Source organism: Streptomyces sp. NPDC104761, assembly GCF_055583445.1.
Window position 1 is genome coordinate 69,735 of record NZ_JBVJNZ010000003.1, and the last position, 25,290, is coordinate 95,024.

At 72.5% G+C, this 25,290-nt stretch carries 26 protein-coding genes and 1 pseudogene; 13 read left to right on the forward strand and 14 right to left on the reverse strand.

The window, feature by feature from the left end; translation table 11 throughout:
* Positions 1–16: 16 nt before the first annotated feature.
* Positions 17–583 (forward strand): hypothetical protein, encoded by a 567-nt coding sequence (locus ACZ63F_RS10080; RefSeq protein WP_469710002.1) that lies wholly within the window; start codon positions 17–19, stop codon positions 581–583.
* Positions 584–678: 95 nt separating this feature from the next.
* On the opposite strand, the gene ACZ63F_RS10085 is transcribed toward ACZ63F_RS10080, so the two are convergent.
* Together ACZ63F_RS10085 and ACZ63F_RS10090 are read right to left on the reverse strand one after the other, a co-directional pair.
* The gene (locus ACZ63F_RS10085) at positions 679–1,071 is read right to left on the reverse strand and encodes a MazG-like family protein (RefSeq protein WP_469710003.1); all 393 of its coding nucleotides are present in this window, start codon (positions 1,069–1,071) and stop codon (positions 679–681) included.
* 31 nt (positions 1,072–1,102) lie between these two features.
* Positions 1,103–1,648: a DoxX family membrane protein gene (locus ACZ63F_RS10090; RefSeq protein ID WP_469710004.1), complete on the reverse strand. Its 546-nt coding sequence runs from the start codon at positions 1,646–1,648 to the stop codon at positions 1,103–1,105.
* Between the two features lie 134 nt (positions 1,649–1,782).
* Between ACZ63F_RS10090 and ACZ63F_RS10095 the strand changes: the two genes are divergently transcribed.
* Together ACZ63F_RS10095 and ACZ63F_RS10100 are read left to right on the forward strand one after the other, a co-directional pair.
* Complete coding sequence (locus ACZ63F_RS10095) at positions 1,783–2,109, forward strand: nuclear transport factor 2 family protein (protein WP_469710005.1); 327 nt, start codon at positions 1,783–1,785, stop codon at positions 2,107–2,109.
* A 75-nt stretch (positions 2,110–2,184) separates the two neighbouring features.
* Positions 2,185–3,171, forward strand: coding sequence for an aldo/keto reductase (locus tag ACZ63F_RS10100; RefSeq protein ID WP_469710006.1), 987 nt, complete (start codon positions 2,185–2,187; stop codon positions 3,169–3,171).
* A 151-nt stretch (positions 3,172–3,322) separates the two neighbouring features.
* On the opposite strand, the pseudogene ACZ63F_RS10105 reads toward ACZ63F_RS10100, so the two are convergent.
* Both ACZ63F_RS10105 and ACZ63F_RS10110 read right to left on the reverse strand, forming a co-directional pair.
* A pseudogene (locus ACZ63F_RS10105) lies at positions 3,323–4,009 on the reverse strand (ABC transporter ATP-binding protein); the annotation flags it as partial.
* Positions 4,010–4,121: 112 nt separating this feature from the next.
* A complete protein-coding gene (locus ACZ63F_RS10110) occupies positions 4,122–5,594 on the reverse strand; it encodes an ABC transporter permease (protein WP_469710007.1) in 1,473 nt (490 codons plus the stop codon).
* Between the two features lie 200 nt (positions 5,595–5,794).
* Here ACZ63F_RS10110 and ACZ63F_RS10115 point away from each other — a divergent pair, with 200 nt between their 5' ends.
* Positions 5,795–7,009: a D-alanyl-D-alanine carboxypeptidase family protein gene (locus ACZ63F_RS10115; RefSeq protein WP_469710008.1), complete on the forward strand. Its 1,215-nt coding sequence runs from the start codon at positions 5,795–5,797 to the stop codon at positions 7,007–7,009.
* Between the two features lie 246 nt (positions 7,010–7,255).
* Here ACZ63F_RS10115 and ACZ63F_RS10120 read toward each other — a convergent pair whose 3' ends face one another.
* Both ACZ63F_RS10120 and ACZ63F_RS10125 read right to left on the reverse strand, forming a co-directional pair.
* Positions 7,256–8,014 carry an SDR family oxidoreductase gene (locus ACZ63F_RS10120; RefSeq protein ID WP_469710009.1) on the reverse strand — a complete coding sequence of 253 codons (759 nt, stop codon included), beginning with the start codon at positions 8,012–8,014 and terminating at the stop codon, positions 7,256–7,258.
* A 171-nt stretch (positions 8,015–8,185) separates the two neighbouring features.
* Positions 8,186–9,184 carry a Gfo/Idh/MocA family protein gene (locus tag ACZ63F_RS10125; RefSeq protein WP_469710010.1) on the reverse strand — a complete coding sequence of 333 codons (999 nt, stop codon included), beginning with the start codon at positions 9,182–9,184 and terminating at the stop codon, positions 8,186–8,188.
* Positions 9,185–9,311: 127 nt separating this feature from the next.
* Here ACZ63F_RS10125 and ACZ63F_RS10130 point away from each other — a divergent pair, with 127 nt between their 5' ends.
* From ACZ63F_RS10130 to ACZ63F_RS10145, 4 genes are all read left to right on the forward strand, one after another.
* Positions 9,312–10,688: a multidrug effflux MFS transporter gene (locus tag ACZ63F_RS10130; RefSeq protein WP_469710011.1), complete on the forward strand. Its 1,377-nt coding sequence runs from the start codon at positions 9,312–9,314 to the stop codon at positions 10,686–10,688.
* On the forward strand, positions 10,628–11,821 hold the full coding sequence (locus tag ACZ63F_RS10135; RefSeq protein WP_469710012.1) for a serine hydrolase domain-containing protein: 1,194 nt from the start codon (positions 10,628–10,630) through the stop codon (positions 11,819–11,821). The genes ACZ63F_RS10130 and ACZ63F_RS10135 overlap by 61 nt, the downstream gene beginning before the upstream one ends.
* Positions 11,818–12,813 (forward strand): small ribosomal subunit Rsm22 family protein, encoded by a 996-nt coding sequence (locus ACZ63F_RS10140; protein WP_469710013.1) that lies wholly within the window; start codon positions 11,818–11,820, stop codon positions 12,811–12,813. Before ACZ63F_RS10135 ends, ACZ63F_RS10140 begins: the two co-directional genes overlap by 4 nt.
* Before the next feature lie 81 nt (positions 12,814–12,894).
* Positions 12,895–13,629, forward strand: coding sequence for a bifunctional DNA primase/polymerase (locus ACZ63F_RS10145; RefSeq protein WP_469710014.1), 735 nt, complete (start codon positions 12,895–12,897; stop codon positions 13,627–13,629).
* A gap of 128 nt (positions 13,630–13,757) precedes the next feature.
* On the opposite strand, the gene ACZ63F_RS10150 is transcribed toward ACZ63F_RS10145, so the two are convergent.
* The 4 genes from ACZ63F_RS10150 to efeO are packed head-to-tail and all read right to left on the reverse strand — an operon-like array spanning position 13,758 to position 18,061.
* Positions 13,758–14,792, reverse strand: coding sequence for an SCO2278 family lipoprotein (locus ACZ63F_RS10150; protein WP_469710015.1), 1,035 nt, complete (start codon positions 14,790–14,792; stop codon positions 13,758–13,760).
* A complete protein-coding gene (gene efeU, locus ACZ63F_RS10155) occupies positions 14,707–15,624 on the reverse strand; it encodes an iron uptake transporter permease EfeU (protein ID WP_469710016.1) in 918 nt (305 codons plus the stop codon). The genes ACZ63F_RS10150 and efeU overlap by 86 nt, the downstream gene beginning before the upstream one ends.
* A 3-nt stretch (positions 15,625–15,627) precedes the next feature.
* The gene (efeB, locus tag ACZ63F_RS10160; RefSeq protein ID WP_469710017.1) at positions 15,628–16,914 is read right to left on the reverse strand and encodes an iron uptake transporter deferrochelatase/peroxidase subunit; all 1,287 of its coding nucleotides are present in this window, start codon (positions 16,912–16,914) and stop codon (positions 15,628–15,630) included.
* A 10-nt stretch (positions 16,915–16,924) separates the two neighbouring features.
* Positions 16,925–18,061, reverse strand: coding sequence for an iron uptake system protein EfeO (efeO, locus tag ACZ63F_RS10165; protein ID WP_469710018.1), 1,137 nt, complete (start codon positions 18,059–18,061; stop codon positions 16,925–16,927).
* 241 nt (positions 18,062–18,302) lie between these two features.
* Between efeO and ACZ63F_RS10170 the strand changes: the two genes are divergently transcribed.
* On the forward strand, positions 18,303–18,974 hold the full coding sequence (locus ACZ63F_RS10170) for a PhzF family phenazine biosynthesis protein (RefSeq protein WP_469710019.1): 672 nt from the start codon (positions 18,303–18,305) through the stop codon (positions 18,972–18,974).
* 11 nt (positions 18,975–18,985) lie between these two features.
* Here the strand turns inward: ACZ63F_RS10170 and ACZ63F_RS10175 are convergent, their stop codons facing one another.
* The 3 genes from ACZ63F_RS10175 to ACZ63F_RS10185 all read right to left on the reverse strand — a co-directional run bounded on the left by ACZ63F_RS10175 (position 18,986) and on the right by ACZ63F_RS10185 (position 21,101).
* Positions 18,986–19,168 (reverse strand): hypothetical protein, encoded by a 183-nt coding sequence (locus ACZ63F_RS10175; protein ID WP_469710020.1) that lies wholly within the window; start codon positions 19,166–19,168, stop codon positions 18,986–18,988.
* Between the two features lie 80 nt (positions 19,169–19,248).
* Entirely contained in the window at positions 19,249–19,974 is a 726-nt protein-coding gene (npdG, locus tag ACZ63F_RS10180) for an NADPH-dependent F420 reductase (RefSeq protein WP_469710021.1), read from the reverse strand.
* A gap of 47 nt (positions 19,975–20,021) precedes the next feature.
* Positions 20,022–21,101, reverse strand: coding sequence for a sialidase family protein (locus tag ACZ63F_RS10185; protein WP_469710022.1), 1,080 nt, complete (start codon positions 21,099–21,101; stop codon positions 20,022–20,024).
* 80 nt (positions 21,102–21,181) lie between these two features.
* Between ACZ63F_RS10185 and ACZ63F_RS10190 the strand changes: the two genes are divergently transcribed.
* Both ACZ63F_RS10190 and ACZ63F_RS10195 read left to right on the forward strand, forming a co-directional pair.
* Complete coding sequence (locus ACZ63F_RS10190) at positions 21,182–21,778, forward strand: hypothetical protein (RefSeq protein WP_469710023.1); 597 nt, start codon at positions 21,182–21,184, stop codon at positions 21,776–21,778.
* 239 nt (positions 21,779–22,017) lie between these two features.
* On the forward strand, positions 22,018–23,313 hold the full coding sequence (locus ACZ63F_RS10195) for an MFS transporter (protein ID WP_469710024.1): 1,296 nt from the start codon (positions 22,018–22,020) through the stop codon (positions 23,311–23,313).
* A 25-nt stretch (positions 23,314–23,338) separates the two neighbouring features.
* Here ACZ63F_RS10195 and ACZ63F_RS10200 read toward each other — a convergent pair whose 3' ends face one another.
* Positions 23,339–23,572, reverse strand: a complete 234-nt coding sequence (locus tag ACZ63F_RS10200; RefSeq protein ID WP_469710025.1) for a hypothetical protein — start codon at positions 23,570–23,572, stop codon at positions 23,339–23,341.
* Between the two features lie 58 nt (positions 23,573–23,630).
* Here ACZ63F_RS10200 and map point away from each other — a divergent pair, with 58 nt between their 5' ends.
* Together map and ACZ63F_RS10210 are read left to right on the forward strand one after the other, a co-directional pair.
* Positions 23,631–24,488, forward strand: coding sequence for a type I methionyl aminopeptidase (gene map, locus ACZ63F_RS10205; RefSeq protein WP_469710026.1), 858 nt, complete (start codon positions 23,631–23,633; stop codon positions 24,486–24,488).
* A gap of 147 nt (positions 24,489–24,635) precedes the next feature.
* On the forward strand, positions 24,636–25,283 hold the full coding sequence (locus ACZ63F_RS10210) for a biliverdin-producing heme oxygenase (protein ID WP_469710027.1): 648 nt from the start codon (positions 24,636–24,638) through the stop codon (positions 25,281–25,283).
* Positions 25,284–25,290 lie beyond the last annotated feature (7 nt).

A 25,290-nucleotide genomic window follows, 5' to 3' on the forward strand; every position in this document is an offset into this window, starting at 1 on the left:
GGAGAGGCCCGACCGTATGTCCGAGTCACCCGGCACCGAGCTGGCGTCCGAGTACAGCGCGCGGATCGCGCGGGACCTCGAGATCAACACCCAGGAACAGGACCGCCTCGCCACCGAGATCGCCGCCCTGGAAGAGCAGTTGCGCGCGGTACGGGAGAACCGGGCGGTGCTGGAGCGGCTGCAGCAGGCGCTCACCCCGCAGTTCCCCGTCTCCGCCCCCGCCCCCGCAGCGGCCGACGCCGACGCCGACACCGATGCCGTCGTGCCCCACCAGCGGACCGAGCCCACGCCGAACCGCCGTGCCGTCCCGAAGCAGGGCCCCGCGGAGCCGAAGCCGAGCCTGGTCGAGGCCGTCCACGCCTACCTCGCCGAGCAGCGGGAGCCCCGGTCCGCGACCGACGTCGCCGAGGCGATCAGGGCCGCCCAGCCCGGCCGCACCATCAAGACCACGGTGATCCGCACGACGCTGGAGAACCTGGTCGCCCGGAACCGGGCCCGGCGCACCAAGCAGGGCCGGGCGGTCTTCTACACCCTGTCGTCCCCGGACGCCCCCGAGACGCCGGAGGCCGGGCCGGAAGCCTAGGCCACCCGGCCGCGGCACTCGCCACGGCCCACCCTGCGCACAGGTCCCGCTCCCCCCGGCCGGGTTCCGCTCCCCGGCCGGGACAGGTGTGCCGCCTACGGCTCCCGCGGTCCCAGCGAGCGCTCCGTCACCCCCGCCAGATGCCGCCCGAACACCCCCGCCGCGTCCGGCGTCAGCGTCCGCAGGGCCACAAGCGCCGTGATCACCACGTCGCACAGCTCGCCCTGCACGTCCTCCCAGGTGTGGGTGACACCCTTGCGGGGGTTCTGGCCGGTCGCCCCGATCACCGCCTGGGCGACCTCGCCGACCTCCTCGGTGAGCTTGAGCATGCGCAGCACGAGGCCGGTCTCGCCGTCGTGCCTCCGGTGGGCGTCCAGCCAGGTCCAGAGGTCCTCGATGGAGTTCCACAGGTCCGGTCCGGCCTGGGTGGGCGGTGCGGTCCGGGGCGGCCGGGGCTCCGGGGGCGGTGTCGTGTGCTCTTCCGTCATGGCGGAGAGCCTGCCCCGCCCGTCCCCGCGGCTACTCCTCGAACAGCGCCTCCTGCTGCCCCTCCGCCGCCCGCCGCACCCGCCGGCTCCTGGCGCCGATCACGGCCGCCGTCACCGCCGCTGTCACGCCCAGTGCCGCCGGGACCATCCAGCCCTGGTCGAGGACGTGCCCGAACGCGTGGTCCAGGGAGAGCCGGCCGGGGCCCGCGACCGCCAGGCCCGCCGCGGCCAGGCCCAGGGTCGCGGCGTACTCGTAGCCGCCCTCCGCGGCGAAGAAGCCGTTCGGCCGGTGCAGGGCGGCCGCGCCCGCCATCTCCCCGGCCGCCGCGGCTCCCGCCGCCGGGGTCGCGAGGCCCAGCGCCAGCAGCGTTCCGCCGCCCGCCTCGGCGAGCCCCGCCGCCAGCGCGCTCTGCCGCCCCGGCGCGTACCCGACCGACTCGAAGAACTGGCCCGTGCCCTCGAGGCCGCCCCCTCCGAACCAGCCGAACAGCTTCTGGGCGCCGTGCGCGGCCAGCACCCCGCCGGTGCCCAGCCGGAGCAGCAGCAGGCCCACGTCACGTCGGTCGTAGCAGGTCATGGCGGCTCCCATCGGCGGCATGCGGATCGCGGATCTCCACCGTCGCACCCGGCACACCCGCCCGGCCCGTCCGCGCGGCCGTTCGGGTGGCGGGCGGGTGGCGGCCCGCCGGGACCGGTGTGACGCTGACTGACATGACGATCAAGACAGCCAAGCTCAGCGATCCGGCGGTCCGCGCCTTCGTCACCGCCGTCAACGCCAGCGACCGCGAGGCCCTCGTGAAACTCCTCACCTCGGACGCGACCATGGCGGACGACGGCTCCGACCGGAACCTCGACGACTGGATCGACCGGGAGATCTTCTCCTCCCACGGCCACATCGACGTCGACAACGAGTCCAACGGCGGCCGCTCCCTGCTCGCCCACTACCGCAACGACACCTGGGGCGAGATGGTCACCCGCTGGGACTTCACGGTCGAGGACGACGGCCGCATCTCCCGCTTCGAGACCGGGCAGGCGTAGGAACCCCGGCGGGCGCGGAAACAGACCGGGAGACCCCTTGCCCTCGTGTGCGCTCCAACTCCTAGCGTCCCGTGCATGGAAACCGACAGCACCACCAGGACCCTGGGCCGTTCCGGCATCCGTGTCAGCGCGCTCGGCTTCGGCTGCTGGGCCATCGGCGGTGAGTGGCAGGACGCCACCGGGCAGCCGCTCGGCTGGGGCAGGGTCGACGACGAGGAGTCCGTACGGGCCGTCCACCGCGCCCTCGACCTCGGCATCACCTTCTTCGACACCGCCGACACCTACGGCGCGGGCCACAGCGAGCGCGTCCTCGGCCGTGCCCTCGGCAGGCGCAGGGACGAGGTCGTCGTCGCCACCAAGTGGGGCAACGTCTTCGACGAGGAGACCCGCACCCTCACCGGCCACGACGACTCCCCGGCCTACGTCCGCCGCGCCCTGACCGCCTCCCTGCGCCGCCTCGGCACCGACCACGTCGACCTCTACCAGCTCCACCTCTCCGACGCCGACCCGGCCCGCGCCGCCGAACTCCGGGACGTCTGCGAGGAACTGGTCGGCGAGGGACTGATCCGGGCCTACGGCTGGAGCACCGACGACCCGGCCCGTGCCGCCGTCTTCGCCGAAGGGCCGCACTGCGCGGCCGTGCAGCACACCCTGAACGTGCTGCAGGACGCGCCGCAACTCCTGGACACGGCGGAGAAGTTCGACCTCGCCGCGATCAACCGGAGCCCGCTCGCCATGGGGTTGCTGGGCGGGCGGCGCGCGGGGGCCGCGGCCGGCGACATCCGCAGCAGGCCGCCGGCCTGGCTGCCCGGGTTCGGGGACGGGGACGGGGCCGATCCCGCGTGGGTCGAGCGGATCGAGGCCCTGCGTTCCGTCCTCACCAGCGACGGGCGGACCCTCGCCCAGGGCGCCCTCGGCTGGATCTGGGCGCGCAGCCCGCGCACGGTCCCCATCCCCGGCTTCCGGTCCGTCGCCCAGGCCGAGCAGAACGCGGGCGCGCTCGCGAAGGGGCCGCTCACCGCCGGGCAGCTGGCCGAGATCGACCGGCTCCTCGGGCGGTGAACGGCCCCGCGCCGCTCAGCGGCGGCGGTCAGTAACCCTGGCCGCCGCCGTGCTGCTGCACGTAGGGCTGCCGGTCGAAGCCCTGGGGCTCCGGGGCGCCGTACGCCGCCGCCTGCTGTCCGCCGTGTCCGGCCGCCGCCTGCTGCGCGTACCGCTGTCCGCCGCCCTGCTCGGTGAGGGTGATCTGCCCGGCCTTGATGGTGGCCAGGCGCGGGGCGCGGCGCGCGATGGAGGAGTCGTGGGTGACCATGATGAAGGTCAGCCCGTACTCGTGCCACAGGCCTTCGAGGAGGGCCATGATGTCGTCGCGGGTGCCCTCGTCGAGGTTGCCCGTCGGCTCGTCGGCGAGCAGTACCTTCGGCTTCTTCACCAGTGCGCGGGCGATCGCGACACGCTGCTGCTGGCCGCCGGAGAGCTCGGACGGGGCGTGCCCGAGGCGCTCGCCGAGGCCCACCGAGCGCAGCGCCTCCGCCGCGCGCTCCCGACGCTCGGCCGGCTTGACGCCGAGCGGGACGAGGGCGGTCTCGACGTTCTCCTGGGCGGTGAGCGTCGGGATCAGGTTGAACGCCTGGAAGATGATGCCGATCTTCTCGGCGCGCAGCCGGGTGAGCTTGGTCTCGCTGACCTTGGCGAGGTCGACGTCGTCCAGCAGGACGCTGCCCTCGGTCGGGCGGTCCAGGCCGCCGATCATCTGGAGCAGGGTCGACTTGCCGCCGCCGGTCGGGCCCTGGATGACGAGCTGGTCGCCGTCCTCGATGGTCAGGTCGACGCCGCGCAGCGCCTCGACCGTCTCCTTGCCCCGCGTGTAGCGCTTGGTGACTCCGGTGAGTCTGTACATGGGGTTCTCCACTGGGTGCTCCGCCGTGAGAGGCGTGAGAGGCGTAAGGGGGTGGGGGCGCCGCGTCCCGGGGGGAGTGGAAGCGGCGCCCCGGCTCGGAGGGGGCGGGGGGTTACGAGACGCTGCGCAGGGCGTCGGCCGGGCGCATCCGGGAGGCGCGCCAGCCGCCCATCGCGCCGGCGATCAGACCGCCGGTGACCGCGAGGCCGACCGCAAGGGCGATGGTGGTGACGGAGACCGGCGCGGACAGCGCGATCTCCAGGGTGTTCTGGGAGGCCTGCTGGCCGGGACCGCCGCCGCCCGGGCCGCCGCCCACGCCGCCACCGCCGCCGGAGCTGCCCAGCTGTGCGGTGAGCTTCGGGCTGATCGCGGTGACCGCGTAGGCCGCGCCGACGCCGAGGGCGATGCCGAGGGCGCCGCCGATCAGGCCGTTCACGATGGACTCGCCGACCACCTGGCGGGTGACGTTGCGGGACGGCCAGCCGAGCGCCTTCAGGGTGCCGAACTCACGCACCCGGCGGGAGACCGCGGAGGAGGTCAGCAGGGCCGCCACCAGGAACGCCGCCGCGAGGACCGCGATGGACAGCCACTTGCCGACGCTGGTCGCCAGGCTGGAGGCGGTGGACAGGGAACCGGAGACGGTGGACGCCAGGTCGGCGGAGGTGGTGACCGTCGTACCGGAGATGTTGGCGGTGATCTCCTTCTTCACGGTGGAGATCTGCTGGGAGTCGGTCGCCTTGACGTAGATCGTGGTGACCTGGTTCTTGGCGTCGCCGAGGGTCTGCGCGACCTTCAGCGGGACGAAGACGTCGGTGTCGGACTCGCTGCTGTCCGGGGTGGCGATCCCGATGACCGTGAACGTGGTGCCGGAGATCTTGAAGGTCGAGCCGACCTTGTACTTCTTCTCCTTGGCGTACGACTTGCTGACCACCGCGACCTTCGAGCCGGTCTGCGCGGTGGTGAAGGTCTTGCCCGAGGTGACCTTCATGGTGGACAGCGGGCCGAGGCCCTGGTGGGCCACGTCGACGCCGACCACGGAGTAGCTGTTGACGTTGAAGTTGGCGCCGCCGCCCTGAACCTGCGGCGCGCCGCCCGAGCCGCTGCTGTCCCCGCCGGGGCCGCCCTGGCCGCTGCTGCTGCTCCCGCTGCTGCTGGTGGAGGACTTCGCCTTGCCCTGGGTGAAGGAGCCGTCGACCTTGGTGACGTTGAGGGAGAGCGCTCCGACCGCGCTCTCCACGCCCTTCTGGCCGGCGACCTTGGTGACCAGGGACGACTTCAGGGCCTGACCACCCTGAGTCTGCACCCGGTCCGAACTCTGCGTGGAGCTGCTGCTGGACTTGGCGTCGAACTTGAAGTTCGGGCCGCCGGAGCTGCCCGAGGTCGGGGCCGTACGGGCCTTGGTGACCGTCATGTCGGTCCCCAGGCCGTACAGCGACTTGAGGACCTTGTCCTGCGCCTGGGTCATGCCGGCCGACACCGAGTTGACCGTGATGACCAGCGCGATACCGAGCGCCAGACCCAGAGCGATGACCAGGGCCGCCTTCTTTCTGCGGCCCAGCTCGCGCTTGAGATAGATGCCAAACATCCCGTTCCTCGAAGGTTCTTGGCGCCCGCTGTGGGCGCGGGCTCAAGCTAGGGAGGAACCTTTGAGCAGCCCTGGGTAAAAGATGTGTCAGAGCTGAGAAACCGGGATGTCTCAGCAAACTTTCATAAGACAGCACATTCATATGCCGGGGAGGGGGTCCACCCGGCAAAGCCCTGTCGGACCCGGTGTACGGTCCCGGGGTGCGCGATTCCTCTAGGCTGACCAGGCGTGCCGTCCTCGGACTGACGGCCGCCGCCCTTCCCGTGTCCGCGGCGGCCCCCGCCTCCGCCGCCCCCGCCGCCACCGTCATCGGCGGCGAGCGGCTGGCCCACGGGGGCGTACAGGTGAGCGGCGCCACCGGCCTGCCGAAGAAGATCACCGCCCGCGCCTGGCTGCTCGCCGACTGCGACAGCGGTGAGGTGCTCGCCTCGTACAACGCGCATCGGCGGCTGGCGCCCGCCTCCACCCTGAAGATGCTGTTCGCGGACACCGTGCTGAAGAAGTTCGAGCGGACCGAGCGGTACAAGGTCAAGGACTCCGACATCTCCGACGTCCCGGCCGGCTCCAGCCTGGTCGGCATCAAGCCCGGCCTCACCTACACCGTCGAGCAGCTGTGGCAGGGCGTCTTCCTGCGCTCCGGCAACGACGCCGTGCACGTGCTCTCCCACATGAACGGCGGGATCGCGAAGACCGTCGCCGAGATGCAGGCCAAGGCGGCCGACCTGCAGGCTCTCGACACCCATGTGGTCAGCCCCGACGGCTTCGACCACCCGGGCCAGCTGTCGTCGGCGTACGACCTGACCCTCTTCGCCCGGCACGGGCTGAAGGACGACGACTTCCGCGGGTACTGCGGCACCCGCACCGCGTACTTCCCGGCGGGCGGCAAGAAGACCTTCCAGATCCAGAACACCGACCGCCTGCTCACCGGCGCCTGGGGGCTCGACGTCTACAAGGGCCTGTTCGGTGTCAAGAACGGCTACACCAGCCACGCCGGCAACACCTTCACCGGCGGTGCCACCCGGGACGGCCGCACCCTGCTGGTCACCGTGATGCACCCGGACCCCGCCACCAACGCCGTGTACGAGCAGACCGCCGCGCTGCTCGACTGGGGCTTCGGAAAGGGCAGCTCGGCGCAGCCCGTGGGCGCGCTGGTCGACCCGCTGAGCGAGGGCGGGGCGAGCGCGAGTCCGTCGGCGAAGGGCAAGGGGGCCGCGGGAGCGTCCGGGACGGGGGCCGCCGGTTCGGGATCGTCGGGACCGTCGCCGTGGCGGGTCGCGGAGGGCGGGGCGGTGACGCTCGGGCTGCTGGGCGCCGGAGCGTGGGCGCTGCGCCGGCGCCGGCGGGCGGCCGGTGCCACGGCCGGCCCCGACTCGGGTGACACACCGGCAGGCCCGGCCGGCCCGACGGCGGGCTGACGTCACGCGGCAGCCGCTCCACCCACCGGTGCGCACCCGCGGTCCCGTGCGGGTCCACCCCCATCCGGTCCGGTGGAACGGCTGCCGCCTCCCCCCTCGGTGTGGCCGAAGGTCTACGGAATGCCAGAGCCTCAACTGTGAAGTTCTGGTGGAGGAGAGTTGAGCATAGGCCCGTTACCGGCCGCAATACCGCGGACGTCGGCATTCCGCTTGTGCAGGTTGTGGATTGTCCGACTGAACGGCGGTTCAGCCCCGGCCCACGTACGGCATCGCCGTCGCCAGCACCGTCGCGAACTGGACGTTCGCCGCCAACGGCAGCTCGGCCATGTGCCGCACGGTTCGCGCCACGTCCGCCACGTCCATCACCGGTTCCGGGGCGATCACCCCGTTCGCCTGCAGCGCGCCGGTCTCCATCCGGGCCGTCATGTCCGTCGCCGCGTTGCCGATGTCGATCTGCCCGACCGCGATGCCGTACGGCCGCCCGTCGAGGGACAGGGACTTGGTGAGCCCCGTCAGCGCGTGCTTGGTCGCGGTGTAGGCAGCGGAGCGCGGGCGGGGCGCGTGCGCCGAGACGGACCCGTTGTTGATGATCCGCCCGCCCTGCGGCTCCTGCTCCTTCATCTGCCGGAACGCCGCCTGCGCGCACAGGAACGCGCCGTTGAGGTTGGTGTCCACCACGTGCCGCCACGCCTCGTAGGGCAGGTCCTCCACGGCCACCCCGCCCGGGCCGAACGTCCCCGCGTTGTTGAACAGCAGGTCCACCCGTCCGAACCGGTCCACGGCGGCGGCGAACAGCCCGGCCACGTCGTCGGGTTGCGAGACGTCGGTCCGTACGGCGAGGGAGGCGCCGTCGGGTACCAGTGCCGCCGTCTCCTCCAGCCGCGCGAGGCGCCGGCCGGCCAGCGCCACCGACCAGCCGGAGCGCAGCAGTTCCGTGGCCACGGCGCGGCCGATACCGGAACCGGCACCGGTGACCACTGCGATCTTTGGTTGCTTGGTGTCCATGGGGTCGCAGCGTAGGCGCTCCGCTGGGAGGGCCGCGTCATCCGGGCCGTCGGTTGTCTGCGGCGCCGTGGGGGCTGGTCGCGCAGTTCCTCCCCCAGCCTTCGGCCGGGGGGACCCCCAGCGCCCCTTTCGGGGCGCGTTCAGCGGGGGGCGTGCAGTGCGGGGGTGTCTTTACGCCTCGCCCGGGTAGCGGACCCCGATCAGCTCCCGCAGGCCGTCCAGGGTGCGCATGACCGCGAGGGTGCTGTCGTGGGGGACGAGGGGGGACTCCTGGTCGCCGGCGCGGACCGCGCGCATGGCCTCCCTGGCCTCGTGGCGGAAGGTGTTGCGCGGGCCGTCCTCCGGGGCCAGGGCGAACTCCTCGGGGTCGCGGCCGTCGCGGTGCAGGACGAAGCGGTCGGGGCTGAAGAAGCCGTTCGGGATGTCGATCCGGCCCTGCGAGCCGGTGACCGAGGCCGTGGTGCCGGTGCCGCCGACGATGGAGCAGTGCACCGAGGCGAGAGCGCCGCTCTCCCAGGAGAGCAGTGCACCCGTCTGGAGATCGACGCCCTCCTCCGAGAGCACCGCTCGCGCCGACATGCCGTCCGGCTCACCGAGCAGCAGGTGCGCGAACGACACCGGGTACACCCCCAGGTCGAGCAGCGCGCCCCCGCCGAGCAGCCGGTTCCGCAGCCGGTGCGCCGGCGGGAACGGCCCCTCCAGGCCGAAGTCCGCCTGCACGGTCCGCACCTCGCCGATCGCCCCGTCCGCGACCAGCGCCGTCAGCCGCCGGACCAGCGGGTGGCAGTACATCCACATCGCCTCCATCAGGAAGCGGCCGTGCTCCTTCGACAGCGCGACCAGTTCCCCGGCCTCGCGGGCGTTGAGCGTGAACGGCTTCTCGCACAGCACGTTCCGCCCCGCCGTCAGGCACAGCCCGGCGGCCGCCCGGTGCGCCGAGTGCGGAGTGGCGACGTACACGATGTCGACGTCCTCGTCGCCGGCCAGCGACTCCCAGTCCCCGTACGCCCGCGCGATCCCGAACCGCTCCGCGAACCCCGCCGCCGACTCCGGGGACCGCGAGGCCACCGCCACGATCTCCGCGTCGGGCAGATCGACCAGGTCAGCCGCGAACGCGGCCGCGATCCCGCCCGTCGCCAGGATCCCCCACCGCACGCTCTGCTCACCCATCCCGGCCGCCCACCCTCGCTCACGTGTTTCCCGGCAGTCTGTACGAGCTGAGAGCATATGCGGGGGCCGACGGGGTCCAGCAACAGCCGACCGGACCGCGAGACCACGAAGACGGGACAGGGGACACATGCCCGAGCAGCCGGCACCGCCGACACCGGACGCCCAGGACACCGCGAACGCCCGGAACGCCGCGAACGCCCGGGGCGACACCGCCGTACCCGCACCGCGCGGAGCCGGCGGCCGCTCCGGCCCGGCTCCCGTCCCCGCCGCCACCCGCCGCGCCGGCCTCCTCCTCGTCCTGCTCCTCGGCGGACTCACCGCGACGCCCCCGCTGGCCATGGACATGTACCTCCCGTCCCTGCCGGAGGTCACCCGCTCCCTCGGCGCCCCCGCCGCGACCGTCCAGCTCACCCTCACCGCCTGCCTCGCCGGCATGGCCCTCGGGCAGCTGGTCGTCGGCCCGATGAGCGACCGCTGGGGGCGCCGCCGCCCGCTGCTGGCCGGCCTCACCGTCTACGTCGTCGCCACCGCCCTGTGCGCCCTCGCGCCGGACGTGGAGACCCTGGTCGCCTTCCGGCTCGCCCAGGGCCTCGCGGGCGCGGCCGGCATCGTCATCGCGCGCGCCGTCGTCCGCGACCTCTACGACGGGGTCGCCATGGCCCGCTTCTTCTCCACCCTGATGCTGGTCTCCGGGGTCGCCCCGGTCGTCGCCCCGCTGATCGGCGGGCAGATCCTGCGGGTGACGGACTGGCGGGGCGTCTTCGTCGTCCTCACGCTCGTCGGGACGCTGCTCGCCGCACTGGTGTGGGTGCGGCTCCCGGAGACGCTGCCGCCGGCGGACCGGCACGCCGGGGGAGCGTCCGCCGCCGTGCGCGCCATGCGGAGCCTCCTCGCCGACCTGCCCTTCACCGGCTACATGCTCGCCGGCGGCTTCGCCTTCGCGGCCCTCTTCGCCTACATCGCTGCGTCTCCGTTCGTCATACAGGAGATTTTCGGCGCCTCCCCGCAGACCTTCTCCCTCCTCTTCGGCCTCAACTCGGTCGGTCTTGTGATCGCCGGGCAGGTCAACGGGAAGGTCCTGGTCGGCCGGGTCGGCCTGGACAAGGTGCTGGGCGCGGGCCTGGGAGTGACCGTGCTCGCGGCGACCGCCCTGCTGCTGATGTCGACCGGCGCCCTCGGCCCGGTCGGCCTCACCCCGGTCGCCGCCGCCCTCTTCGTCCTGATGTCCGCGATGGGCTTCACCCTGCCCAACGCCCAGTCCCTCGCCCTGCTTCGCACCCGGCACGCGGCCGGGTCCGCGTCCGCGCTGCTCGGGACCTCCTCGTTCCTCGTCGGCGCGGTCGCCTCGCCGCTGGTCGGGGTCGCCGGGGAGAGAACCGCCGTGCCCATGGCGATCGTCCAACTGGCGGGGGCACTGGTGGCAACGGCCTGCTTCGTGGGAATGTGCCGTCCCTGGGCAGCACGTGGGAACACCCGTGCGAGGACGGAGGGAGCAGGGAGCTGAGCGTACCGAGACTGCGCGTCGAGACACCGGAACGGGCCGGGCTCGACCCCGCGGAACTCAGGCACCTCGTCCGCGACGTGCACGACCTCACCACCGGTGAGCGGCCCTGGGCGGCCGGGGCCGTCGTGGTCGCCGGACGCGGACCCGTGATCGCCGTGCAGGAGGCCTCCGGCTGGGCCGTGCGCTGGTCCGCCTACGACCCCGAGACCGACGCCGGTGTCGAACTGCCGGCCGCCGCCCGGGTCCCGGCGACCGTCGACACCCCCTTCGACGTCGCCTCCCTCACCAAACTGTTCACCGCGGTCGCCGCCGTGCAGCAGCTGGAGCGCGGCACCCTCGGCATCGACGCCCGCGTCGGCGCCTACCTCCCCGACTTCCACGCGGCCGCCGCCCACGGCATCACCGTCCGCCAGCTCCTCACCCACACCTCGGGCCTGCGCCCCGAACTCCCGCTCTACGACTGCCCCGACGACACGGCCCGCCTCGACCTGCTCCGCGCGGAGGCCCCGGCCGGCGCCCCCGGCGCCTACCGCTACTCGGACCTGAACCTGCTCCTCCTCCAGCAGGTCCTGGAGCGGATCACCGGCCGTCCCCTCGACGTCCTGGTCCGCGACGGCATCACCCGGCCGCTCGGCATGACCGCCACCGACTTCGGCCCCTGCCCCGGCGCCGCGGCCACCGAGGACCAGCGGCGGCCGTGGGCCAAGGCGGACCGCGGGATGCTGCGGGGCGTCGTGCACGACGAGAACGCCTGGGCGCTGGGCGGGGTGGCCGGGCACGCCGGTCTCTTCTCCACCGGCCGGGACCTGGCGATCTTCTGCCGGGCCCTGCTCGCGGGCGGCGCCTACGGCCCGGCGCGGATCCTCGGCCCCGACTTCGTGGACCTGCTGCTGGCCCCGCCCGGCCTGGGCTTCCTGGTGGACCAGCCGTGGTTCATGGGCGAGCTGGCCGGACAGGGGGCGGCGGGCCACACCGGGTTCACCGGCACCAGCCTGGTGCTGGACCGGGCCACGGACACGTTCCTCGTGCTGCTTGCCAACACCGTGCACCCGCGCCGCCGCCCCGGCGACAGCGCACCCCGGGCGGCGGCGGCGACCCGCCTCGCCAGGGCTGTCCATACAATCGCCGGGTGAACCACCCCACCCCTGCCGGCCCCCCGGCCGACCGGCTCCGCGCCACGCTCGCCGACCTGCTCGGCGGCCTCCCCCCGAAGCAGGCGGCCGGAGCCGTCGAGCGGCTGATCGCCAGCTACCGCGGGGCCACCCCGACCGACGCACCGATCCTGCGGGACCGGGCGGACGTGGTGGCGTACGCGGCGTACCGGATGCCGGCGACCTTCGAGGCGGTACGGTCCGCGCTGGCGGCCTTCGCCGACGCGGTACCGCAGGGGTGGGCGCCGGGCAGCCACGTGGACGTCGGCGGCGGGACGGGCGCGGCGACCTGGGCGGTGACCGACACCTGGGCGGGCGTACGGCCGGTGACGGTCCTCGACTGGGCCGAGCCGGCGCTCACCCTCGGCCGGGAGATCGCCGCCGCGAACCCGGCACTGCGGGACGCCCAGTGGCAGCGCGCCCGGATCGGAGCGGCACTCACCATCGAGAGCACTGATCTCGTCACGGTCTCGTACGTCCTCAACGAACTCGACGAGACCGACCGCGCCGCCCTCGTCGACGCCGCCGCGGCCGCCGCGCAGGCCGTCGTCATCGTCGAGGCGGGCACCCCCGCCGGCTACACCCGGATCATCGAGGCCCGCGACCGCCTGATCGCCGCCGGCCTCCACGTCGCCGCCCCCTGCCCGCACAGCGCCGCCTGCCCGATCGCCCCCGGCACCGACTGGTGCCACTTCTCCGCCCGGGTCAGCCGCTCCTCCCTGCACCGCCAGGTCAAGGGCGGCTCGCTGCCCTACGAGGACGAGAAGTTCAGCTACGTGGCCGCCACCCGCTTCCCGCCCGCCCCGGCACCGGCCCGGGTGGTCCGCCGCCCCCAGATCCGCAAGGGCCAGGTCCTGCTCGACCTGTGCGAGACCGACGAACAACTGCGCCGCACGACGGTCACCAAGCGCCACGGCGACCTGTACAAGGCGGCCCGGGACGCGGACTGGGGCGACCCGTGGCCGCCCGGGTGACACAGCTCTCGTACCCCCCGCTTCACGCCCAGACGGGACCATAAGGCATCCTGGCCGGACCACAGGGAGGCGAGGCGGAAGATGAGCGCGAGGTTCGGCGGCGCGAGCGGCCTGCAGGGCAGAGTCTCCCAGTGGCTCCGCGGCCGCCGCCCCGAGCGGGCGGGCGCCGCCGACGACCCGGGCCGCGCGGCGCTGCTGCTCGCCGCCGCCGAGGCGGGCCTCCCGCTGGCCCCCGCCGCGCACCCCGCCCCCGGCTACGGCTGCTCCTGCGACCGCGTCGGCTGCCCCACCCCGGCCCGGCACCCGGTGTCGTTCGCGTGGCAGACGCAGTCCACCACCGACCGCGCCCAGATCGAGCGCTGGGCCCGGCACCAGCCGCAGGCCAACTTCATCACCGCGACCGGCATGACCCACGACGTCCTGGACGTGCCCCTGGAGCCCGGCCGGCAGGCCCTGGAACGGCTGCTCGCGAACGGCGTCGAGGTCGGCCCGGTCGCCGAGAGCGACGACGGCCGCCTGCTCTTCTTCACCCTCACCCGCGGCACCCCCGAGGACGAGGACGAGTGGTGGCCCTGCGAGCTGGACTGCCGCCCCGAGACCATGGACGAACACCCGGGGCTGCGCTGGCACTGCCGGGGCTCCTACGTCCTCGTGCCGCCCGCCAGGCTGCCCGGCGGCGACGGCGACCTGCGGGTGCACTGGGTACGCGGGCCCGAGCACGCGCTGCCCGACCCGCTGAGTCTGCTGGAGATTCTGACCGACGCGTGTGCCCGGTACGCGGGTGAGGATGCCGGCCAGGTGGGTGCGGGCTGGTAGAAGCGCCGTGGGCAGCGCCGGGTGGCCGGTCGGCTGCGGCGCCGTTGTGGCTGGTCGCGCCCACGCGGCGGAGCCGCCCATTGATACAGCCCCGCGCCCCTGACGGGGCGCTGTCCGGGGCGTTGTTTTCAGGAACCCTGGGCCGAGGTCAGGCCCTGGATGCGGCCGAGGATCGAGACCTTGCCGGTGCCTGCCGGGTCCAGGGCGACCTGGTTGGAGACGAACTGCATGGTCAGGGACTGCTTGATCTCGCCCTTGGTGAGGGCCTTGACGCTGAGGTTCGGGGCCGGCACGGAGGTGCCCACGGCCGCCGTCTCCTTGGCGTAGTAGCGGGTGGTGAAGAACACCACCGCCCCGCCGCCGGTGGTGCGCAGGGCGAGCGGCGCGTAGTCGCCGTCGGTGAGCGGCTCGTCGATGTACTGGGTGGCCAGGCCCGGCTTGGTGGACTTCTTGCGGTCCGTGCGCCAGCCGCTGGTGTGCGGGCCGTCCGCGAAGGTGGTGCCGCCGCTCTTCAGGTACGTGGCGTAGTCCCGGCTCAGGTCGCCCGGGGCGACGGCGAGCCGAGCGCTGTTCGCCGGTACGTCCTCGGCCCAGCCGTCCTTGTCGGTGGCGAACTTCGGTACGGCGTCCGGCGCGACCAGTGTCAGGTACGCCACCTGGAACGGCTGGTCGAGGCTGTTGCGGGTGAAGACCAGCAGCCAGCGTTCGTCGCCGCCCTTGTTGCCGTGCGCGTCGGCGAGGAACCAGCGCGGCCAGCCGGCCTTCTTCGGGATGGTGTACGTGACGTCGTCGAACTCCAGTGCCGAGTGGGCGGAGTTGCCGGCCGGGCTGTTGACGTGCCCGGCCTTCAGGCGCGCGGAGTCGATGTCGGCGAGGGCGCCGGTCGTGTGGTCCGCGTCCAGGGAGGCGTCGTAGGCCTTGTCGGCCTTGTTGTAGGCGTCCGTGAACTGCCGGAGCGCCTTGGCGGCTTCGGCGCGGGTGGTGGTGGGGAGCACCTCGCGCTCCCCGTGCACCACCACGCAACCGCTCGCCGTCAGCGACAGGGCGGTCAGCGAGACCGCTATGAGCGCGTTCCGATCACGCCGGCGGAGTCTGCGGAGCCGTCGAGGGGCGCGATCCCTGTTCGTCAGGTGCGTCCGCAGATGCGTCCTCAGGTGCGTCATCAGGTGCCTTCACCTTCCCCTTCCCGGAGCCGAACCCTACCGGGGCGAAGAAGAGTGCGAGTGCCGGGACCAGGTACAGCAGCCACACCGTGACCTGGAGCACGGTCGGGTCCGGCTGGAAGTTGAACACGCCCTTCAGCAGCGTCCCGTACCAGCTGTCCGGCGGAATGGTGCCGCTGATGTCGAAGGCCTGGCGGGTCAGGCCCGGGATCCAGTCGGCCTCCTGCAGGTCGTGGAAGCCGTACGCGAGCACGCCCGCCGCGACCACGACCAGCATGCCGCCGGTCCACGTGAAGAACTTCGCGAGGTTGATCCGCAGGGCGCCCCGGTAGAACAGCCAGCCGAGGAACACGGCACTGGCCAGGCCGAGCGCCACGCCGATCAGGGGGCGCGGGGTGCCGTCGCTGGCCGCGTGCACGGAGGCCCACACGAACAGCGCGGTCTCGAGGCCTTCCCGGCCGACGGCGAGGAAGGCGGTGGCGACCAGCGCGCCGGTCCCCATCGCGAGGGCCGCGTCCAGCTTGCCGTGCAGCTCCGCCTTCAGGTGCCGGGCGGTGCGGCGCATCCAGAACACCATCCAGGTCACCAGGCCCACCGCGACGATGGACAGGGACCCGCCGAGTGCCTCCTGTGCCTCGAACGTCAGCTCCTGGGAACCGAATTCGAGCGCGCACCCGAAGCCCATGGCGATCAGCACCGCCACCGCGATGCCGGTCCAGATCGGCTTCAGGGCGTCCGTGCGCCCGGTCTTGACCAGGTAGGCGATGAGGATGCAGACGACGAGCGAGGCCTCGAGGCCTTCGCGCAGACCGATCAGGTAGTTGGAGAACACGGATCACGCCCCCTTGGAGGACTCGGAGGACTTGGCGGACGTGGCGGAATCGGAGGACTCGGAGGACTCGGAGAACAGCGTCCGGCCCCACCAGTCGTCCTTGTCCCGGACGCCGGGCGGGATCGCGAAGACCGCCGAACCCACGTGCTGGATGTACTCGTTGAGCGCGTCGGACGCCGACAGCCTGCGCTGGAGCGGGATGAACCCCTTGCCGACGTCACGCATGTAGGCCAGGAAGAACAGCCCGGCGTCGAGCCGCCCGAGCCCGTCCGTCCCGTCGGTGAAGGAGTAGCCGCGGCGCAGGATGGTGATCCCGCCGTTGGAGTCCGGGTGTGCGAGCCGCACGTGGGCGTCGGGCTTCATGGCCTTCAGGAACGGCTCGTCGTGCTCCTTGGCCTTGCCGACCGGGGCGCCCTCGCCCTTGTCCCGGCCGAACACGTCCTCCTGCTCCTGGAGCGAGGTCCGGTCCCAGGTCTCGATGTTCATGCGGATCCGCCGGGCGACGAGGTACGACCCTCCGCTCATCCAGCCGGGCCCGTCCCCGTCCCCGACCCACACGAACTTCTTCAGCCGGTCGGTCTCGGTCCCCGCGATGTTGCGGGTGCCGTCCTTGAACCCCATGAGGTTGCGGGGCGTCTGGGCGTCCGGGGTCGTGGACGAGGTCTTCCCGAAGCCGAGCTGGGACCAGCGGATGGCGACCTTGCCGAAGCCGATCCGGGCGAGGTTGCGGATGGCGTGCACGGCGACCTGCGGATCGTCGGCGCAGGCCTGGATGCAGAGGTCGCCGCCGGTACGGGAGGCGTCGAGGTTGTCCCCGGGGAACGTCGGCAGGTCGACGAGCGCGGCGGGCCGCTGTCCGCCGAGCCCGAACCTCTCGAAGAAGGACGGCCCGAATCCGATCGTCAGCGTCAGCCGGGACGGACTGAGCCCGAGGGCCTCGCCGGTGTCGTCCGGGGGCGCCTCGGCGAGCCCGCCGTACGCGCCCTCGCCGACGGCCCTGCCCGCGGTCATCCGACGGGCCGCGGCCGTCCAGTCCTTCAGCAGCTGCACGAACTCGGCCCGGTCGTCGGTCTTCACGTCGAACGCGGCGAAGTGCAGCCGGTCCTGGACCGGGGTGGCGATACCGGCCTGGTGGGCGCCGTGGAACGCGACGGCGGTGGCGGGGCCGGCGTCGTCGCCGCCGGCCTCGGCCGCGGCCACCGCGCCACCGGTCACGGCGGCCCCCAGCGCGAGTCCGGCGCCGCCCCAGCCGATGACCGCCCGACGCGACGGAGTGGCTTTGTCACCCATGTCCCGCCCCTTACTTGACCACGGCCGCGGCGAGCTTGGACAGCGGCTCGGCGAGGGCGTTGACCGCGTCGGACAGCTCCTTGCGCTGCGCGTCGGTGACCGTGTCGTACGAGACGAAGCCGTCGGAGGTCTTGTCCGTGCGGTACTTGTCGAGCAGCGCGTCCAGCGCCGCGAACTGCTTGTCCAGCTCGGTGACGAGCGCCGCGTCGTTCTGCTGCGCGACCGGCTTGAGCAGTTCGTACGCCTTCTGCGCGCCGTCGACGTTGGCCTTGAAGTCGCTCAGGTCGGTGTGGGAGTAGCGGTCCTCCTCGCCGGTGACCTTGCCGGTGGCGACCTCGTCGAGGAGTTCCTTGGCGCCGTTGGCCATGGAGGTCGGGGTGATCTCGGCCTTGCCGACCCGCTTCTGCCAGTCCTTCAGATCGGTGAGCAGCTCATCGGCGAGGGCCTTCTGCTCGGCGCCGACCTTCCTGTCCTGCCACAGCGCCTTCTCCAGCGCGTGCCAGCCGGTCCACTTCTGGCCCTTCTCCAGGTCGTTGACGCGGGTGTCCGTCTTGGGGTCGATGTCACCGAACGACTCGGCGATCGGCTCGGTGGTCTCCCAGCCGACCCGGGAGGGGGCGTACGCGTCCTTGGCGGCCTCGATGTTCCCGGCGTTGACGGCGTCGACGAACGTCTGCACCTTCGGGATCGTCGCGTCGGCCTGCTCCTGCGCGTACGCGCGGTAGGCGGCGACGGCCGCGTCCAGCTTCGGGTCGCGCTCGGCGACGGCGCCGGAGCCGGTGACGGTCAGCTTCTGCCGGACGCCGTGCCCCTTCATCCCCGGCCGGCAGGCTATCTCGTACGACCCGGCCTTCACCTCGGCGGTCAGCGTGTACTTGGTGCCCGGCCCGATGTTCTCCTTCTCGGAGACGATCCGGTCGTCCGGGAAGAGGATCTCGACCTCGGTGGCCTTGGACCCCGTGTTCTCGATGGCGAGCGTGACGTGCCCCGCCGGGACCGACTTCGCCGACGTCTCGCACGTGGAGTCGGCGGCGGTGACCTGGATCGCGCCGTCGCCCTTGGCGTCGCTCTTCGCGGTGCAGGCCGAGAGGGCGGTCAAGGCGGCCACGGTGGCGGCGGCGGTGACGGTGAGTCGGACGGCACGCATGCAGGCTCCAAGCTGGGACGGTGTGGTGAGGCTTGCCTAACTTACCTGAGGCTTACCTCACTCATACCCGGCGGGTGGTGATTCGCCAGACACAGAAAGATCACAGACACGGCTCGGCGTCGATGACCTAAAGGAAGCTTCACGGAAAAGTAAAGTAGAGGTCAAGTGGCGCCTTGTGGGGGGCAGGGGGGCGGTGAGGACGCCGAGGAGGGAGTGGGGCCGTCAGTGCTTCAATGCCGCTGTGACTGATTACGACGTGCTGCGTGTCTTCTGCGCGGCGAACGGCGGCTACGGCAACGAACTGGGCGTCGTCCGGGACGGCTCCGTGCTGCCCGGCCGGGAGGACCGGCAGGCGCTCGCGGCGAAACTCGGGTTCAGCGAGACCGTGTTCGTCGACGACCCCGAGCGCGGGGTCGTCGACATCTACACCCCCACCCTGCGCCTGCCGTTCGCCGGACACCCCTGCGTCGGCACGGCGTGGCTGCTGGACGTGCCCGAACTGGTCACCCCGGCCGGCGTCGTAGGCGCCCGGCTGGACGGGGAGTTCAGCTGGATCGAGGCGCTCCCGGAGTGGGTCCCGCCGCGCACCCTGCGCCAGTACGCCGGGGCCGCGGAGGTCGACGCGCTACCGGTGCCCGCGCCGGGGGAGTGGATCTACGCCTGGGCCTGGGAGGACGAGTCGGCCGGGCGGGTCCGCGCCCGTGCCTTCCCCGGCCGAGACGACGGCATCGACGAGGACGAGGCGACCGGGGCGGCGGCCCTGCTGCTGACCGCCCAGCTGGGCCGGGCCCTGAACATCACCCAGGGCCGAGGTTCGCAGATCCTGACCGCACCGCAGCCGTACGGCTGGGTGGAGATCGGCGGGCGGGTCCTCCTGGAGGGCCCGGAGAGGCAGCCGGGGGCCGTCCGGTGATCGGCCGGTGATCAGCCGGTGACCGACTTCTCCTGACGGCCGCGCCGTACGTAGTACCAGGTCATGTTGGACGACAGCCCCGTCAGCAGCACCCAGACCACGCCGATCAGCCAGCTGCCCTGGACGAAGGAGACGACGGCGGCGACGAGGGCGAGGACGCAGACGATCAGGGCGTAGAGGGCGAGGCGGGGCATAGGAGTCGATCGCTTTCCGAAGACGTCTTTCCGAAGACGTGGGGGACACCGGTGGGCAGCCACCAGTGTCCCCCATCCGCTCAGACGTCGGTGACCCGGAGCCCGGCGTGTGCCTTGTAGCGGCGGTTGACCGAGATCAGGTTCGCGACCAGGGACTCCACCTGGTGGGCGTTGCGCAGCCGGCCCGCGAAGACGCCGCGCATCCCCGGGATCCGGCCGGCCAGCGCCTGCACGGTCTCGACGTCGGCCCGCACCTCGCCGAGCACCATCACGTCGGTGTCGATCTCCTCGATCTCCGGGTCCTGGAGCAGCACCGCGGAGAGGTGGTGGAAGGCGGCCGTGACCCGCGAGTCCGGCAGCAGCGCCGCGGCCTGCTCCGCCGCGCTGCCCTCCTCCGGCTTCAGCGCGTAGGCACCCTTCTTGTCGAAGCCGAGCGGGTTGACGCAGTCCACGACCAGCTTGCCGGCCAGTTCCCCGCGCAGTGACTCCAGCGTCTTGCCGTGCCCCTCCCACGGTACGGCGACGATCACGAGGTCGCTGCGGCGCGCGCACTCGGCGTTGTCGGCGCCCTCGACACCGTGCCCGAGCTCGTCGGCGGCGGCCTGCGCGCGCTCGGCGGCGCGCGAGCCGATGATCACCTTCTGGCCGGCCCGCGCCAGCCGGTAGGCGAGGCCCTTGCCCTGCGGGCCGGTGCCGCCGAGCACACCCACGACCAGACCGGAGACGTCGGGCAGGTCCCAGGGATCCTTGGCGGAGGCGGGGGCCTTGTCGGCCCCCGGCTGCTGTGCACTGTCGGTAGAGGTCATGGGCCGACTCTACGTCCGGGCCGGCGGCCGTACCCGGCCAGGCCCGGTCAGGTGAGCCGGTTCACGGGCACCCGGCGGAACGTGATCGTGGTGTACGCGCTGAAGTCGCCCGTCTCGTACAGCAGCCCGACGGTGGCCGCGTCGATCCGGGTCAGGTCGGAGTAGGCGGCGGGCAGCCCGTCGACCGTGTACACGGGCCGCCACGTGGTGCCGCCGTCGGCGGAGGCGCGGACCGTCATCAGGGCGCGGGCCGCCGGATCGCCCGGCCCGGAGTACAGCAGCACGTCGGGATCGCGGAGTTGGAGCACGCTCGCCTGGCAGACGGGTGCGGTCAGCCCGGCCTGCGGCCGGAAGGGCTTCACCAGCGTGCGACCGCCGTCCGCCGAGTGGGCGTCGGCCCTGTTCCCCGGCGCCGGTGAATCGTTGCGCGTGTTGAAGTAGACGCGCCCGTCGGGCAGTTCGGCCGCGGTGGTCTCGTTGACGTTGATGTACCCGTCGGTGTTCTCGTCCACGTAGCCGAGGTACCAGGTCGCCCCGTGGTCGTCGCTGAGCAGGCAGTGCCCGCTGTTGTACCTGCCCTCGGTGCCGTTGTCCGTCCCGGTGGGCGGCAGGGTGTGGTTGGCGGCCACGACGACCCGTCCCGAACGCAGCTGGATCGCGTGCCCGGGCGTGGTGGCGTACCACCGCCAGCCGGCCCTCTTCACGGACTGGGTGATCTCCACCGGCGCGGACCACGTCACCCCGTCGTCGTCACTGTGCTGCACCCACACCCGCCGCCCGTCGGCGTCGGACACCTGCCCGCGCAGGATGGCGTCCTCGGTGGCGGAGGCGGCGCTGCGGACGTGCACGAGCAGGATGCGGCCGGTGTCGAGGACGACGGGAGCGGGGTTCCCGGCGAGATCGGTCCCGTTGTCCGCCGCCACCTGGAGCGGCCCCCAGGTGCGCCCGCCGTCCGTCGACCTCTTCAGCACCACGTCGATGTGCCCGTAGTCGGCCGCGGAGTCGACTCTCCCCTCGCAGAAGGCGAGCACGGTGCCCGCCCGGGAGACCACCACCGCCGGGATCCGGAAACTGGCGTAGCCCTCTTTGCCCGCGCGAAAGGGAATGCTTGCTTCTGCGTCAGTCATGGGCCGCCTCCTCCCCGGGTCGGGCGAATTCGGGGTGAACTCCACGTCACGAGTGTCCGATTGCGGCAGTATGCGGAGGCATGGACGCCGTACGGGTCGCGTTGTTGCGCGAAGTGCTCGCCGGGACCGAGTGGTTGACCGCGACCCGGAGATTCGCGGGCGCGCTGCGGGGTTCCGTGGTGACGCACGGCGGGGGACTGCTCCTGGTCGGTACGCCGGAGTACGAGCCGTGGCATCTCGCCGCGCACCTCGCGGACGAGGCGGCGTGGTCCGGTACGCCGGAACTGGCGCCGACCCTCGTACGGCACGACGCCCGCCCCACCGACCCGGCGCACCTCGCGGTCGGCCCCGGCCGCATCGAGGCGGCCCGCCGGGGTGAGACCCTGCTCGTGGTGGCGCCGGGAGACGCCGGACCCCTCCTGGAGCGGGTCCACACCGCCCGCCGGGCCGGCGTGACGGTCCTGACCCTCGCCACCACCGACGACGCGCTCACCGCCATGGCCCACGAGACCCTCACCGTCCCCGAGACCGCGGAACTCGACCTGGACACCGTCCAGCACCTCGTCAGCGCCGCCACCGGCGAGAACGGCCCCTCCCCACGAGGCCGCCGCCGCTTCCGAGACCGCCTCGCCCGCCTCGCGGACACCGTGACGGCCCCGCCTCCGACGCCTTGGTGACGTTCCGCCCACCCGCCCACCCGACTCGGCCGGCGGGGGAGCGGAGGCGGGACCCGCGGCCCAGGATGTCGGCTGCAGGCACGTCGTGGTTGCTCGCGCAGTTGGCCGCGCCCCTGGCGGGGCGCGTTGGTGCAACGCCCCCGAAGGGGCGCGGGGAACTGCGCGACCAGCCCCCACCGAGCCGCGCCCGGGCGAAAAGCGTTTGCTCCCGGCGAGCGCGGCGATCAGCATGGGCCAGCGTGAGTCTCCTCCCCGACCTAGCCCCCTGGAAGGCCTCCGTCGACTTCCGGCGGCTGTGGGTCTCCGGTCTGATCAGCAACTTCGGGAGCTTCCTGACGTTCGTCGCGCTCCCGGTGCAGATCAAGGACCTCACCGGTTCCGCGGCCGCCGTAGGCGCCATCGGCGCTGTCGAACTGCTCCCGCTCATCCTCTTCGGCCTCTACGGCGGCGCCCTCGCCGACGCCCTCGACAAGCGCGCCCTGATCGTCCGGACCGAGGCCGCTCAGGGACTGCTCAGCGCGGGCCTGCTGGTCAACGCGCTGCTGCCGCACCCGGCGGTCTGGCCGCTGTACGCGGTCGCGGCCCTGTCCGCCGGCCTCGTCTCGGTCCAGCGCCCCGCCCTCGACTCCCTGCTCCCGAGGATCGTCGCTCACGACGACCTCCCGGCCGCGGCGGCCCTCAACTCCTTCCGCTGGACGGTCGGCGGCGTCGCGGGCCCCGCCGTCGCCGGCCTGGTCGTGGCCTACGCGGGCCTCGGCTGGGCGTACGGCGCCGACCTCGTCACGTTCGTCGTCTCCGTCGCCCTGATCGTCGGCATCGCGCCGTCCCCGGCGTCCCACGAGGCCGCGAAGCCCTCCCTCCGCTCGATCGCCGAGGGCGCCCGCTACGCCTGGAACCGCAAGGAACTCCTCGGCACCTACGCGGTCGACCTCGCGGCGATGTTCCTGGCGATGCCGCTCGCCGTGCTGCCCTTCCTCGCCGACGAACTGGACGCGGACTGGTCGCTCGGCCTGATGTACGCGAGCATCCCGGCCGGTTCGCTCCTCGTGGGCCTGGTCAGCGGCTGGACCTCACGGGTGCGCAGGCACGGGCGGATGGTGGTGCTGTCGGCCGCGCTGTGGGGCCTCGCGATCGCCGCCGCCGGCGCCGTGGCGAACGTATGGCTGGTCCTGCTCCTCCTCGCCGTCGCCGGCGGCTGCGACATGGTCAGCGGGATCTTCCGGGCCGCGATGTGGAACCAGACGATCCCCGACGAGCTGCGTGGCCGACTCGCCGGGATCGAACTGCTGTCGTACTCGGTGGGCCCCACCCTCGGCCAGGTCCGCTCCGGCTCCATGGCCGGATGGCTCGGCGTACGGGCGTCCGTCGGCGCGGGCGGCCTGCTCTGCACCGGCGCGGTCGGCCTGCTGGCCCTGTGTCTGCCCGCCCTGATGTCCTACGACGCACAGACGAACGAACACGCCGTACGCCTGCGCGCCCGGCGCACCGCCGGATCCGCGCCCGGCCTCGCGGCCGACCCGGCCCAGCCCTCCTGATCAGCCTCCTGATCGGTCCTCCTGATCAGCCCTCCTCGGAGGAGTCCCCGGCGGGGGCGTCGTGCCACCGCGGGTCGTTCTCCCACTGGAGGTTGCGCTCCCGCGCGATCTCCATGGCGTGCTCGGCCTCCGCGCGGGTGGCGTAAGGGCCGAACCGGTCCTTGGCGGGGCACTCGGGCCCCTCCTCGACCTTCTGATGCTGCAGGCAGTAGTACCACTCGCCCGCCTTCGCAACGGTCCGCTTCTTGAACAGGGCCATCACCGGCTCCTTTCGCCATCCACATGTTCCCCCATGCCCGCTGGTTAGACTCGCTGGCATGTCTGGCCAGTCGCTGCTCGTACCAGGGGAGCTCTCTCCCACCCGTTCGGTACCCGGAAACATCCGCCGCCCCGAGTACGTCGGCAAACCCGCGCCGACCCCGTACACCGGCCCGGAGGTGCAGACCCCGGAGACCATCGAGGCGATGCGGATCGCCGGCCGTATCGCCGCGCAGGCGATGGAGGAGGCCGCCAAGATCATCGCACCGGGTGTGACGACGGACGAACTCGACAGGGTTGCGCACACGTACATGTGCGACCACGGGGCCTACCCGTCCACGCTCGGCTACCGCGGCTTCCCCAAGTCCCTGTGCACCAGCGTCAACGAGGTCATCTGCCACGGCATTCCGGACTCGACGGTGCTCCAGGACGGTGACATCGTCAACCTGGACGTGACCGCGTACATCGGCGGGGTGCACGGCGACAACAACGCCACCTACCTGGTCGGGGACGTCGACGAGGAGAGCCGGCTCCTTGTGGAGCGGACCCGGGAGTCCCTGAACCGGGCGATCAAGGCGGTCCGGCCGGGCCGGCAGATCAACATCATCGGCCGGGTCATCGAGTCGTACGCGAAGCGCTTCGGGTACGGGGTGGTGCGGGACTTCACCGGCCACGGGATCAACTCGTCGTTCCACTCGGGTCTGATCATCCCGCACTACGACAGCCCGCACGCGACGACCGTGATGCAGCCCGGGATGACCTTCACGATCGAGCCGATGCTGACGCTCGGGACGCACGAGTACGACATGTGGGACGACGGCTGGACCGTCGTCACCAAGGACCGCAGGCGTACCGCTCAGTTCGAGCACACGCTGGTCGTGACGGACACCGGCGCGGAGATCCTGACCCTGCCGTAACCCCCCCGCCGTCGCCTGGCCCGCCCTCCCCTCGGAGGCCGGGCCTTTTTCCGGTACGCTTTTGCCGACACGGTGTCGGTAACTTTCCCGACGAAGCGTCGGCAAAAACGTTGATTTAGGTAAGCCTTACCTTAAAGGGTGGTGGTCATGGACTCCTTCTCGACACTCATCCGCACCGCGTCCCACGAGCAGCACGTGGCGGCGGAGACCTCCACGTTCATGAGCGACCTGCTGGGCGGCCGCCTCGACGTGGCGGCGTACGCCCGCTACACCGAGCAGCTGTGGTTCGTGTACGACGCGCTGGAGGGCGCGGCCGGGCGGCTGGCGTCGGACCCGGTGGCCGGGCCGTTCGTGCGGCCCGAGCTGCTCCGGCTGGCCGCGCTGGAGCAGGACCTGGCGCACCTGCGCGGGGCCGGCTGGCGGACCGGACTCACGGCGCTGCCGGCGACGGAGGAGTACGCGGCACGGGTGCGGGAGTGCGCCGAGCACTGGCCCGCCGGCTACGTCGCCCACCACTACACCCGCTACCTCGGCGACCTCTCCGGCGGCCAGATCATCCGCGACAAGGCGGAGCGGACCTGGGGTTTCCAGCGCAAGGGCGACGGCGTCCGGTTCTACGTCTTCGAGGACATCGCCAACCCGGCCGCCTTCAAACGGGGTTACCGCGAACTGCTGGACGCGGTGGACGCCGACGACCTGGAGAAGCAGCGCGTCGTCGCCGAGTGCAAGCGGGCCTTCGCCCTCAACACGGCGGTGTTCCGGGAACTGGGCGAGGAGTTCCCGCTGTCGGCGTGACGGCCGC